Source organism: Nocardioides sp., from assembly GCF_047606145.1.
GTDB lineage: Bacteria > Actinomycetota > Actinomycetes > Propionibacteriales > Nocardioidaceae > Nocardioides.
In genome coordinates, this window is sequence record NZ_JASGET010000031.1 from 14713 (window position 1) to 26956 (window position 12244).

Sequence of the window (12244 nt, forward strand, 5' to 3'; positions counted from 1 at the left end):
AGGTGTCCCCGACCTCAGTTGTTCTGCAAGATGGCCAGCAGCCGCAGCAGGTTGGTGTAGATCCACACCAGGCTGACGGTGATGGCGAACGCCGCCCGCCACGACTCGGCCTCGGGCAGCCGGTTGGCGATGCCGTTCTCGACCATGTCGAAGTCCAGGATCAGCATGAAGACGCCGAGCGCGAGGCCGGCGACGGCGGTGACGATGCCGAGGCCACCGAAGCCGAACAGGCCGAAGCTGGAGCCGAACAGGCCGAGCACCAGCTCCATCAGGCTCAGCCCGACCATGCCGAACATCGCGGCGACGACGAAGGTGCGGAACTTGTTGCCCACCCGGATGTTGAAGAACCGGTACGCCGCCAGCGTGCCCGCGAACGCGGCGAAGGTGCCGATCACCGCCTGGACGACCAGGCCGCCGCCGTAGTAGCCGTCGATCAGCTTGGAGAAGCCACCGAGCGCGACGCCCTCGGCGATCGCGAACAGCAGCACCAGCGCCGGGCTGACCACCCGCTTGAAGGAGTTGACCAGCGACAACAGGAAGGCCGCGCCACCGCCGACGACGATCGCCGCGGACAGCGGTCCGAGGTCGACGTTCTCGGTGACGTCCGGGGTGACCAGCCAGGTGACCGCCGCGGCGAGGATCACCAGGCCGATGCTCATCGCACCCTTCTGCACGACCGAGTCGATCGTCATCGGTGCGCCGGCCTGGGTCGGCGCAGCGGTGCCCGGAGTGCCTACCGACCACTGGCTCGGGTCGGTCTGACCGTATCCCGAGTGCGCAGCACCGTTGCCGGCATACGTCGCGTTGCCGTAGGCGTTGTAAGACGTCTTGCTGAAGCCGTCGTTGTTGCGAAACACCGGGTTGTTGCTCTGCATGGTCTCCTCCTTGGAGGCCTGAGGACCGTCACGGTGACGACTCTCCTACGACACTCATCCTAGGCGCCGCGTCATCTGTTCAACGACGGCGGCCGGTCGGACGTTCCCGGGCTCGTTCACGCTCACGGCGAACAGCATCGACAACCGATGCAAACATCTGGTCGAAAGCGCCCGGCCGGACGCCGAGCGACCTCGACCCCCACGTGGTTAGGGTTGCCTCAATCACCGCATCGATCGACGCGTCGCAACCGACGACAGCGGGGACGGCGACCGACGAACTCGACACGTCCGATGAATCCGATGAATGAGGTGTCCCCGTGACCGACAGTTCCGGACAACCCGCCGCGCACGCCCCGTCACCCCTCGACCCGCGGGCACGCGCGGTGGTGGACCGGCTGCACGACCGTAGCCGGCGCCAGACCAGGTCGGCCGTCGTGCCGATGCTCACCCGCGCCGTCGCCAGTCGCGTTCGCCTCGGCACCTGGGACCTGACCCAGTCCGCGAGCGGGAAGCAGTGGCTGGCCGATAAGCTCGTCGCCCTCGATCCCAGCAAGGCGGCGCTGTGCTACCAGCTGTGTCGTGCGATCGACGCGCGTCGGGTGGTCGAGGCCGGCACGTCGTACGGCGTCTCGACGATCTACCTGAGCGCGGCCGTCCGGGACAACCTCGCCGCGGACGGCACCGCGGAGACCGCCGGCGAGCCGGCGGTCATCGGCACCGAGCACGAGCCCGCCAAGGCGGCCGCGGCCCGCGCCAACCTGGCCGATGCCGGCCTGCTGGACCACGTCGTGATCCTCGAGGGCGACCTTCGCCGGACCCTTCCCGACATCGACGGTCCGATCGACTTCATGCTCGTCGACATCTGGATCCCGATGGCCCTCCCGGCGCTCCAGGCCGTCGCGCCGAAGCTCCGGCCGGGCGCACTGGTGCTGTGCGACAACGTCGTCGCCGGCCGCCGCCAGTACGCCGACTACCTCGGCTACGTCCGCGATCCCGACGGGCCCTTCACCTCGGTGACGATCCCCGGCCGCGGCGGCCTGGAGCTCTCCCGGAGGAAGTGAGGCGACCGCGCGTCAGGCCTCGGCGCGCTCGCGGGCGGGCAGGCCGCGCAACAGGACGTCGAGGAAGAGCTCGAAGCGTGGCTCCAGATCGCCGATGTGGTGGCCGGACTGGTGGGCGCCGAGCCATTGCACGACACCCATGCCGAAGATGTACCAGCTCTGTTCGGCCATCTCCTCACCGGCGCCGGCGACCCGGAACGCCTCGACCACCCGCTCATGCAGGCGGGCGAAGGAGTGCGGGTTGTGCCGGTGCGGGCGGGCGACGTGCTCGGCGTACCCCGGTACGGCGAGGAACTCCTCGTGCATCGACCAGGCCAGCGCGGTGAGCCATTCCCGCCAGTTCTCACCGGTCGGCGTCGTGGTCGGCAGGATGCGCTCGACCATCACGTCGCTGATGAGGTGGAACAGCCCTTCGCGGTCGGCGACCCAGCGGTAGAGGGCGGAGTGGGAGACGTCCAGCCTCGCGGCGAGATCGCGCATGGTGAGGGTGTTCAGATCCGAGTCGAGCGCGGCCGCCACGATCAGGTCGCGGTTCAGCCGCGGCGGGCGTCCGAGTCTGGCCCGACCCTGTGTCCCTTGGCTCACCCGGGCAGCCTACCGTGCGTGCGAGCACTTAGAGACCGTTGGTAACTATATGTGTTAGGGTCGCCTTACTCCGGTCGCTCGCGGTCCGGCCGGCCGTCGTCAGGAAGGCGCGTCCATGTCGAAGCCATCTGCACCGTCCATCCCGCCCGTGGCCGGCGTTCCCGTCCTCCTCCTCGCCGCGCTGTCCGTCGCCGTGTCGCAGACCATCGTGGTGGCGGCGCTGCCGGTGTTCAGCCGGACGGACGGGGTGAGCGCGACGACGGCGACCTGGCTGCTGACGATCTTCATGCTCGCCTCGGCGGTGATGACCCCGATCGCCGGCCGACTCGGGGACCTGCACGGACACCGGCGGGTGATGGTCGCGGGCCTCCTCCTGCTGGGTACCGGCAGCGTCGTGGCCGCGATCGGCGACCTGACCGGCTGGTTCCCCGGACTGCTGCTCGGTCGGGTGCTGCAGGGCTGCTCGGGCGGCGTCTTCCCCGCCGTCTTCGGCCTGGCCCGCGGGTCGCTGTCACCGCGGCGGCTACACGGCGTCGTGGCCGCGCTGAGCGCGACGTTCGGCATCGGCGGAGCGCTGGGCATGGTGGTGGCCGGGCCGTTGGTCGACCTGGTCGGGACCTCATGGCTCTTCTGGATCAGCCTCCTCATGGCCGGTGCCTGCCTGGCCGGCACTCCCCTGCTGACCGAGGACTCCCACCGGCGATCGAGCGGCGAGCACGATCGGCTCGACGTCGGCGGCGCGGTGCTGCTGGCCACGACGCTGGTCGCTCTGCTGCTGGGCATCAGCCAGGGCCGGACCTGGGGCTGGGTCTCGCCGGCGACGGTGACGGCGTTCGCCACGGCGGTGGTGCTCGGGGTGATCTTCGTACTGGCCGAGGCCAGGGCGACGGCCCCGATGATCGATCTGGGGCTGTTGGTCCGACCCGCGCTGGCCGGGACGAACCTCGCCACCGTCGTCATCAGCATCGGCATGTTCGCCGCGGTCACGCTGATCCCGCGGTTCGCGCAGGCGACCTCCGGCTACGGGTTCGGCTACACGCCCACGCAGACCGGGCTGATGCTGGTCCCGACCGCGGCGCTGATGGTCGTCGCGGCACCTGCGGCCACCCGACTCTCGCGGGCCACCTCCAGCCGCACCACCTTCCAGATCGGCGCATTGCTGGCGTGCCTCGCACTCGTCGTCTTCGCCCTGGCAAACGCGCACGCCTGGGAGTTCTACCTGGGCGGTGCCGTGCTCGGGATCGCCTACGGACTGGCGTTCGCGTCTCTCGGCGGACTCGTCGTCGGTGCGGTCAGCCACGAGCAGACCGGCGCCGCCACCGGGATCAACACGATCCTGCGCACCCTGGGCGGCGCGCTGGGAGCGCAGCTCGCGGCCGTCATCCTGGTCGGCTCCGCCGGCGCCGACCAGGTGCCGACCAGGGGCGGATACGTCCTCGCCTTCCTCGTCTCCGCCGCCGTCGCGCTGGTGGCCCTCGCCACCGCAGCCGCCATCGGACACCACCCGCTCGCCACCGCATCGAGCCCGTCGGCCACCCCCGTCCCCGGCTCCTCGACCGGCGACGGGGTCGACGGGTGAGGACCACCCGTACCCGGGGTCGCATCGTGCGCTTGCCTTCGAGTGCGCTCGAATGTCTACCGTCGCCGACATGGACATCGAAGAATCCGCAGGAAACAGGAGAGTCTGGGTGATCACCGGGGCGTCCTCGGGGCTCGGCCTCGGGCTCGCCCGGGCAGCGCTGGCCGCGGGAGAACGGGTCGTCGGCACCGCACGCGACCTCGCCCGGTTCGCCGCGCTCCGGGCCGAGTACGGCGAACGCCTCGTCGCCGTCGCGAGCGACGTACGCGACACGGAGGCGGCCGCGGACGTGATCGCGCGAGCGGTCGACACGTTCGGTCGCGTCGACGTACTCGTCAACAACGCCGGCGTCGGGCAGGTCGGCACCGCCGAGGAGGTCACCGACGCGCAGCTGCGGGACATGCTCGCTCAGCATCTGCTCGGCCCGGCCGCGCTCGTGCGCGCCGCCCTCCCGCACATGCGGCGCGCCGGGTCGGGCGCGATCGTGCAGATGAGCAGCCAGGGCGGACGCATGTCGTTCCCCGCGGTGGGCAGCTACTCGGCGGGGAAGTTCGCCCTGGAAGGATGGTCGGAGGCGCTCGCCGGAGAGGTCCATGCCTTCGGCATTCGCGTGCTCATCGTCGAGCCCAGCCGCTTCCGCACCGGGTTCAACCGGGCCGACGTCCTCCTCAAGGCCCCGGAGAGCACCGACTACGACGGCGTGGTCGGCGCCATCCGAGCCGACATGACCGGAGCCGACGGTCGGCAGGAGGGCGATCCGGATCGGGCCGCGACGGTGATCCGGGAGGTGCTCGACTCGCCGAACCCACCCCTGCGCCTGCCCCTGGGAGCCGAGGCGGTGCGGAACCTGACGCGCGTCTACCGCGACAACCTGGCCGCGGTCCAGCAGTGGGCCGACCTGTCCGCCTCGGCCGACTTCCAGGATGCGCCCGCATCCGCGCGCCCGATCTGACTAGGCTCCTCGTCATGGCCACCGAGGCACTCATCGAACGGCTCATGCAGCACATCGAGTCCACTCCGGACGCTGCGGTCGTCGACGTGCTGCACGACCTGCTGGACGACTCGACCGTCGAGGACTCCGCGCCCCCGCTGGGGGTCGCCGAGGCTGCCGCGTTGCTCGGTCTGTCGCCGCACACGCTGCGGTATTACGAAGACCAGGGCCTCGTGCACCCCGGGCGCACGACCAACGGGTACCGGGAGTACTCGGCCGTCGACCTGCGACGACTCGTGTTCCTCACCCGGATGCGCGTGTCGGGGATGACGATGAGCGACCTCAGGCACTACCTAGCCCTGGTCGAACGGGGTGAGGCCACCATCCCGCAGCGCCGCCAGATCATGCTCGACCAGCGCGATCGCATCCGGCGTCAGATCCGCGAGCTCACCCTCGCACTGGAGGCCACCGAGTACAAGCTCCACACCTACACCCCCGCCGACTGACACACCCTCGCGCACACCCTCGCGCCAGTCGGCTCCTGATCCTAGGTCCGCACCCGGCCAGGGACCGACGATCTCCCATGCTGGCAAGGCTCGAAGGCAGCCGGACCCCTCCCACGGTCCGAGCCTGGTGCGTCGGGTCACCTGAGTAGAGAGTTTGAGAACTTTCCCCGGGTCCTGAGAACCGTGGCTTCTCGGCACTCTCGCTGCGAAGCTACTAGCACCCCGGACTCTCCTCCACGATGGCATCGAACGGATCGAGGTCGCTCGACGCAGCCATGTCAGCTACGTGGTCGGCGGGGCCGACGCCCTGGCTCGCCTCGAGGCCGCCTACCTCCGGCCCACGTTCGATCATGGAGCCTGGCTGTCCACGGTTCGCGGACGTGTCGCACGCGCGAGGCGGCACAGCGAGCCGATTCGTCATCATGAGTCCCGGTACGACGCTGCCTTGCCGATCTGGGTTGCCGGAGGGGCCCAGCCGTCCATGGGTGTTGCGGCGATCCTGCCGCGCGTGAGCAGCAGCTCAGACGCCGTAGGTGCTGTTCAGGGCGTGCTGACGCGCTCGGTACCGACGACGTCGAGCAGCCGGAGCTGTTCGGCTGCGGTGGTCCCGGGCTCGGCGGTGAAGATGATGAGTCGTAGTTCGGCTCCTTGCACGGTGACGATGTCGCAGTCGAGTTCGATGGGGCCCAACTCGGGGTGGTCGATGGTCTTGCGTTCGTTGCCGTGCTCGCCGAGAGCGGAAGTGCTCCAGAGTTGGGCGAACTCGTCGCTGCTCTGCCGCAACGTGCTCACGAGGGAAGCCAGGTCGGAGTCGTTCGGATAGCGGGTGTGGACACGGTGAAGGTCGGCGACGATCGAGGCCCGGTACTCATTGGGTCGAGGGTGCCGAACCCGCCCGGGGTCGCCGTGGAAGATGCGCCAGACGAGGTTGTCCTCGCGTTCACCGCGGCCTCGCGAGTCGCCGGTGAGAGCGCCCCATAGCGGGTTCTGGTCCAGGCGGGTCCAGGCGGGGTCAAACACGGCGACCGGCGTGTCGGCGAGCCGGTCGAGCAGTCGCCGCACGCTCGGCGTGATCCGACGAGGCATCAGCGCTCGTAGGTCGCTTGCGTGCCCGGCCAGGCGAAGGGCGGTCGCAGTTTCCGCGTCGGAGAGCCGCAGAGCTCTGGCTAGTGCATACACGACGCTGGCAGTGGGGTGGGCTCGCCCTTGTTCGAGTCGTTTGACGTAGTCCGGGGACACGCCGGCAAGCCAGGCGACCTCTTCTCGCCGTAGTCCGGGGGTTCGGGTGGAGGTGAACCCGAAGGGCGAGCCGACGTCGGCCGGTTGCAGCCGCCCGCGCCAGGTGCGCAGCAGAGGGCCGAGTTCGAGGGAGGCTTCCATGCTCTCCAGTGTGTTCCTCGGCACCGAGATCAGGGTGGCACAGGGTGGGCCAGGCTGTCGCTCGCCGCCAGCAGCAGAGTTGTTCTCGGCCCGGGAATCAGTACCGGACCGAAAGGAGCCTCATATGACATCGCCCCCGAACAGGCTCCGGTGGTGCTCGTCACCGGAGCGAATCAGGGTATCGGACTGGAGACTGCCCGCCGCCTGGTCGAGGCCGGCTGCCTCGTGTACGTCGGTGCGCGAAACGCCGAGCGCGGTACTGCAGCAGCCGCAGAGATCGGGGCGCGGTTCGTTCTGCTGGAGGTCACCTCCGACGTGTCTGTGGCGGCGGCCGCCGCCCAGATCGGTGCGGAGACCGGACACCTGGACATCCTCGTCAACAACGCCGGCATCACCGGACCGCAGGACGACGTTCACGATCTGACGGGCGCAGGGATGGAGCAGGTGCTGGCGACGAACGTCGTCGGGTATGTGCGTGTCATCCATGCGTTTCTGCCGCTGCTGGAGCGCGCCTCCGCGCCGCGCATCGTCAACGTCACGAGCGGGCTGGGGTCGCAGGCGCGGTTCCATGACCTGTCGACGATCGAGTCGCGGGCTGGCAGCCCGTTCTACGCGGCATCGAAGGCAGCCATCAACATGCTGACCGTTCGCTATGCCCGACTGCTGCCGGGCATCCGCATCAACGCCGCTGATCCAGGACTGACAGCCACCGCCTTCACCGGGGGCATGGGCCACTCGGTCACCGACGGCACAGACGCCATCATCCGCTTCGCCATCGGCGAGGACCGCGACCTCACCGGCCACTACCGCGACCGCGACGGCGACGTGGCCTGGTGACTCCCGTCACCGAATCATCCATCTCACGACACACCCTCACTCGGTCAAGGAGAATCATGACCTTCCTCATCACCGGAGCCACCGGAAACGTTGGCGGCGAACTCGTAACCCAACTGATCGACGCCGGCCACCAGGTCCGCGCCTATGTCCGCAACCCCGACAAGGCCCGCCAGCAGCTTCCCGAGGCCGCAGAGCTCGCTGTCGGCGATCTCGATGACACCGCGGCGCTGGGCGAGGCGGCCGAGGGGGTAGACGGCATCTTCTTCATGCAGGCGGCCCCCATTCCTGCTCAGGCGCAAAATCTCGTCGACGCGGCGAACGCGGCCGGTGTGCGCCGGATCGTGGTGCTGTCCTCGATCGGGACCGTGCTGCATCCGATGCCGATCATCGGCGCTGCGATCAACGCGCGGGATGAGGTGCTGCACGCCTCGGGTCTGGACGTCACTTGTCTGAAGGCGAACACCCTCGCCTCCAACGCGTTGTGGTGGAAGAACGGCATCGCCACTGAGGGGAAGGTCTACGACCCCACCGACCCCGGTCTGACGGCGCCGATCGACACCTACGACATCGCCCGCGTCGCTGCGACCGTGCTGACCGAGCCCGGACACGAGGGGCACAGCTACATCCTCAACGGGCCGGAGGCGCTCTCGGCCCGGGAGCAGGTCGAGATCCTCGCCGACGTTCTCGGACGCGAGATCGAGTTCGTCTCGGTGACCCCGGAGCAGTTCGCCGAGGTCAACATCTCCCGCGGCACCCCGGAGCCGCAGGCGCGTAGCCTGCAAGACCTGCAGGAGCTCTTCCGCGCCGGCCGCTCCGGAGTCCTCACCGAGGACGTACAGAACCTCACCGGCGTCGCACCTCGCACATTCCGCCAGTGGGCAGAACAGCACCGCGCCGACTTCAACTGACGATTCACCGGGCGTGGGGGACCCGGCCGGTTTGCTGAGCTCCCCACGCCCTCCTTTTCTGCAGTCCCACGAGAGATACCACCATGACAATGAACCACCCGCTCAGGTGCCCACGGGCGCTACGGACCTGCGGCAGCTCTGCGGGATTCGCCGCCGGAGCGATGCTGGTCTGCCATCTCCCGTTCTCCGCGGTGAAAGGCACCCTCGGCACACAACTCCGCGTCACCGAGCGAGAACTGTCGTGGGTCTCCAGCGCGTTCACGATGACGCTGGTCGTCGCTCTCGCAATCGCCGGGACCTTCGGCAGCGGACTAAGGCCGCGAGCGCCACATGGGTCTCTCGGACGGGTGGCTGACCGATCCGACCTTGGGTCTGAGCGACGCTCACGGAAGGCCGGATCGAACGGAGGTCGCACGACTACCACCGGCACGGCACCACGACCCTGTTCGCCGCGCTCGACATCGCGACCGGGCAGGTCACCGCGGCATTGAGGCCCAAGCATCGCCACCAGGAGTTCCCGGCGTTCCTCAACCAGATCGAGCGGACCTACCGCCACGTCCTCGACGAGGACGGCCGGCCCGTCGCGCTGCACCTGGTGATGGACAACTACGCCGCCCACAAGCACAAGAACCTCCGCGCTTGGCTCGCCGACAACCCGCGCTTCGTCGTCCACTTCACCCCGACCCACGCCTCCTGGATGAACCTCGTCGAGGTCTGGGTCGGCATCGTCGAGCGCCAGGCCATCCGCCGCGGGGTGTTCAAGTCGGTCAAGGACCTCAACGCCAAGATCCGCGGCTTCATCGACGGCTGGCACGACCGAGCCCACCCCTTCGTCTGGACCAAGACCGCCGAGCAGATCCTCACCAAGGCCAACCGTCCAACTACATCTAGTCCGCGCCACTAGCTTGCACTTTGCCCATGCACGAACCGATGCAACCCAGTGCAACCGGAGCGCACCGCCGCGCACCAGCAATCGTGAGCGTCCACCATGGCGCGCCACCGGAAAACACTGCCTGCCCTGCGGACTTTCACGATTCGCGGATTGCGCGCACCACGAATTTCTGTGCCCCGGGTGGGACTCGAACCCACACTGAAGCGCTTTTAAGGCGCCTTCCTCTGCCGATTGGGACACCGGGGCCGCGCCCCGACGGTACCGGGTTGCGAGTGATGCGCGTGCGCCCGACTCCGGGTCACCGTCCCCGCTCACTCATGACTCACTCGCGCAGGGCGCTCCAGGCGATGCCGTCGAGGATGTCCGCCTCCGAGACGACGAGTCGGCCGACCCCGGTCCGCCGCAGCACCTCGGAGACGATCAAGCCACCGGCGACGATCACGTCGGCCCGGCCCGGGTGCATCCAGCCCAGCGCGAGCCGCTGCGCCACGCTCATCGCCGCGAGCCGCCGGACCAGCGTGTGGACCTGGTCGGGGGTGAAGACCGCCTGGTCGATGGCGGTGCGGTCGTAGGCCGGCAGGTCGAGCATGCCGGCGGCCAGCTGGGTCACGGTGCCGGCCACGCCGACGACGGTGGCCGCCCGAGTGGGATCGAGCCGGGCCCCGAGCCGAGGATCCTCGAGCTGGGATCGGATGTCGGCCAGGCAGGCGTCGATCTCGGCGGTCGTCGGTGGGTCGGAGTGCAGGTGCCGCTCGTGCAGCCGCACCGAGCCGATGTCCATCGAGCAGGCGGCGACCGGCTCGACGTCCGCCGGGGCCTCGCCCGTCCGGACCGAGCTCGTCCGGATCGAGCTCGTCCCACCCACGCCGGCCCGTCCCGAGGGACCGAGGATGAGCTCGGTCGACCCACCGCCGACGTCGAAGACCAGCACCGGCTCCGGATGCGCGTCGCGCAGGTTGCCGACCGCGCCGCGGAAGGCCAGTCGGGCCTCCTCGGCGCCGCTGACCACCTCCGGTTCGGTGCCGAGCCGGGCGCGGACCCCGTCGACGAAGACCGCCGAGTTGCGCGCGTCGCGGGTGGCCGAGGTGGCCACGAACCGGATCCGGTCGACCGGGTGGGCGGCGATCAGGTCGGCGTACTCGTCGATGGCGGCGAACGTCCGCGCCAGCGCCGCCGGGGCGAGCTCGCCGGTGCCGTCGACACCCTGGCCGAGCCGCACCATCCGCATCTCGCGGACCACCGCCTCGAAGGGCCCGCCCGGCACGGCCGAGCCGATCAGCAGCTTGATGGTGTTGGTGCCGCAGTCGATCGCCGCGACGGTACGGCGTCCGGGTTCGCTCACGCCCCGCTCGTCCCCCGGTCGGCGGGTCCGGACGCGTCCGGCTCGGCCCGGTCGGCCGGCTCGACCGCCGCCGCGACACATGGCCCGGCCGACCACCACTCGCCGAGCTCGGCGACGACCTCGTCACCCAGCGGGTTGACCCCGGGACCCTGCGCCAACGACTGACCGGCGAGCACGTGCAGGCACTTGACCCGGTCCGGCATACCCCCGGCGGAGATCCCGTCGATCTCGGGCACCTCCAGGCCCGCTCGCTGACCGATCTGCGTGCGGGCGGCGAGGTAGGCCTGATGGGCGCGGCGGTAGCCGGCGGCCAGCTCGGGGTCCTCGGCCAGTCGATCCTGCATCTGCTTCATCAGCCCGGACCCTTCCAGGGTGCCGATCCGGGAGGCCGCCCGTGGGCAGGTGAGGTAGAAGGTCGTCGGGAACGGCGTCCCGTCCGGCAGCCGTGGCTCGGTGGCCACCACGTCCGGCAACCCGCAGCCACAGCGGTGCCCGACACCGGCGATCCCACGAGGTGCCCGGCCGAGCTGGGCGGCGATGGCTGTCTCGTCGGCCGGGTCGATCACCCGCTCAGTCTACGTTCCGGTCTACTCGGTCTACTCGTCGCCGCTGGTGCCGTCATCGCTCGTGCTGTCGCCGCCGATGGTCGCGGCGGGACCGGTGGTGTCCTTGCTCGGCGGGTCGCCGGCCAGCTCGACCGATCCCCAGACCGTGCTCCACCAGGCGGTCGGGCTCTTGCTGACCCCGACCTTGCCGCCGAGCTCCGAGGACGCCTGGATCCGCTTGCCGTTGGCGTCGAGAGCGACGTAGGAGGTGTCGCCGGGCATCACATAGCCGAACCGCTCGCGCGCCTGTTGCTTGACGTAGGCCGGATCTCGCCAGCGCTGCTTCTCGGTCTTCAGCTCCTCGATCGACTCCTGCCGCTGGGCGATCTCGGTGCGCAGCGCGGTGATGTCGTGCCGCTGCTGCAGATAGGCCTTGAGCGAGGAGGCGTAGGAGATCACCAACACCGCCAGCACCAGCACCAGCACGACGCCCCGGCCGGTCATCCGGGGACGGAACGGACGTCCCTGGCGGCCCTTGGTCGCGCCGCGACCGGACTCACGCGACGCCGAGCCCGGCCGGACGGTGGTGTCGCCGCCGGAGCCGATCAGGGCTCGATTCCGGCGCGACGGACCGGACGTGCGGCCCCGAGGCCGCCGGCTCAGCGCACCCAGTCGATCCGAGATCCGGCGTATCCGTCCCTGCTCCGACACGCCGTCCATTGTCGTGGACGACGAGGCCGAAATCGGTGAGTGAAACGCGCGCCCGCCCGGTCCGTCGGGTCTCGGTCAGGAACCGACGGCGT

General features: G+C 69.7%; 13 protein-coding genes, 1 tRNA gene and 1 pseudogene. 8 read left to right on the forward strand and 7 right to left on the reverse strand.

Annotation, left to right across the window (positions count from 1 at the left end; all coding sequences use genetic code 11):
* Nucleotides 1-14: 14 nt before the first annotated feature.
* On the reverse strand, nt 15-875 hold the full coding sequence (locus QM638_RS04960) for a Bax inhibitor-1/YccA family membrane protein (RefSeq protein ID WP_415140834.1): 861 nt from the start codon (nt 873-875) through the stop codon (nt 15-17).
* 317 nt (nt 876-1192) lie between these two features.
* Here QM638_RS04960 and QM638_RS04965 point away from each other — a divergent pair, with 317 nt between their 5' ends.
* The gene (locus QM638_RS04965) at nt 1193-1936 is read left to right on the forward strand and encodes an O-methyltransferase (RefSeq protein WP_415140835.1); all 744 of its coding nucleotides are present in this window, start codon (nt 1193-1195) and stop codon (nt 1934-1936) included.
* A 12-nt stretch (nt 1937-1948) separates the two neighbouring features.
* On the opposite strand, the gene QM638_RS04970 is transcribed toward QM638_RS04965, so the two are convergent.
* Nucleotides 1949-2521: a TetR/AcrR family transcriptional regulator gene (locus QM638_RS04970; protein WP_415140836.1), complete on the reverse strand. Its 573-nt coding sequence runs from the start codon at nt 2519-2521 to the stop codon at nt 1949-1951.
* A gap of 115 nt (nt 2522-2636) precedes the next feature.
* Between QM638_RS04970 and QM638_RS04975 the strand changes: the two genes are divergently transcribed.
* From QM638_RS04975 to QM638_RS04990, 4 genes and pseudogenes are all read left to right on the forward strand, one after another.
* Entirely contained in the window at nt 2637-4100 is a 1464-nt protein-coding gene (locus QM638_RS04975) for an MFS transporter (protein WP_415140837.1), read from the forward strand.
* A 70-nt stretch (nt 4101-4170) separates the two neighbouring features.
* Nucleotides 4171-5052, forward strand: a complete 882-nt coding sequence (locus QM638_RS04980; protein ID WP_415140838.1) for an SDR family NAD(P)-dependent oxidoreductase — start codon at nt 4171-4173, stop codon at nt 5050-5052.
* 14 nt (nt 5053-5066) lie between these two features.
* Nucleotides 5067-5537, forward strand: coding sequence for a MerR family transcriptional regulator (locus tag QM638_RS04985; protein ID WP_415140839.1), 471 nt, complete (start codon nt 5067-5069; stop codon nt 5535-5537).
* Between the two features lie 235 nt (nt 5538-5772).
* A pseudogene (locus QM638_RS04990) lies at nt 5773-5988 on the forward strand (hypothetical protein); the annotation flags it as partial.
* A gap of 89 nt (nt 5989-6077) precedes the next feature.
* Here QM638_RS04990 and QM638_RS04995 read toward each other — a convergent pair.
* Nucleotides 6078-6917, reverse strand: a complete 840-nt coding sequence (locus tag QM638_RS04995) for a helix-turn-helix domain-containing protein (protein WP_415140840.1) — start codon at nt 6915-6917, stop codon at nt 6078-6080.
* Between the two features lie 153 nt (nt 6918-7070).
* On the opposite strand from QM638_RS04995, the gene QM638_RS05000 reads away from it, so the two are divergent.
* The 3 genes from QM638_RS05000 (at nt 7071) to QM638_RS05010 (ending at nt 9566) form a co-directional block, all read left to right on the forward strand.
* Nucleotides 7071-7754 (forward strand): SDR family NAD(P)-dependent oxidoreductase, encoded by a 684-nt coding sequence (locus tag QM638_RS05000; protein WP_415140841.1) that lies wholly within the window; start codon nt 7071-7073, stop codon nt 7752-7754.
* Between the two features lie 56 nt (nt 7755-7810).
* Nucleotides 7811-8662, forward strand: coding sequence for an NAD(P)H-binding protein (locus QM638_RS05005; RefSeq protein WP_415140842.1), 852 nt, complete (start codon nt 7811-7813; stop codon nt 8660-8662).
* Nucleotides 8663-9059: 397 nt separating this feature from the next.
* Nucleotides 9060-9566 carry an IS630 family transposase gene (locus tag QM638_RS05010; protein WP_415140875.1) on the forward strand — a complete coding sequence of 169 codons (507 nt, stop codon included), beginning with the start codon at nt 9060-9062 and terminating at the stop codon, nt 9564-9566.
* A 160-nt stretch (nt 9567-9726) separates the two neighbouring features.
* On the opposite strand, the gene QM638_RS05015 is transcribed toward QM638_RS05010, so the two are convergent.
* The 4 genes from QM638_RS05015 to QM638_RS05030 form a co-directional block, all read right to left on the reverse strand.
* Nucleotides 9727-9800, reverse strand: a tRNA-Leu gene (locus tag QM638_RS05015).
* 76 nt (nt 9801-9876) lie between these two features.
* Nucleotides 9877-10896 (reverse strand): exopolyphosphatase, encoded by a 1020-nt coding sequence (locus tag QM638_RS05020; RefSeq protein ID WP_415140843.1) that lies wholly within the window; start codon nt 10894-10896, stop codon nt 9877-9879.
* Nucleotides 10893-11462, reverse strand: coding sequence for a DUF501 domain-containing protein (locus tag QM638_RS05025; protein WP_415140844.1), 570 nt, complete (start codon nt 11460-11462; stop codon nt 10893-10895). Before QM638_RS05025 ends, QM638_RS05020 begins: the two co-directional genes overlap by 4 nt.
* 30 nt (nt 11463-11492) lie before the next feature.
* Nucleotides 11493-12152 (reverse strand): FtsB family cell division protein, encoded by a 660-nt coding sequence (locus tag QM638_RS05030; RefSeq protein WP_415140845.1) that lies wholly within the window; start codon nt 12150-12152, stop codon nt 11493-11495.
* Between the last annotated feature and the right edge of the window lie 92 nt (nt 12153-12244).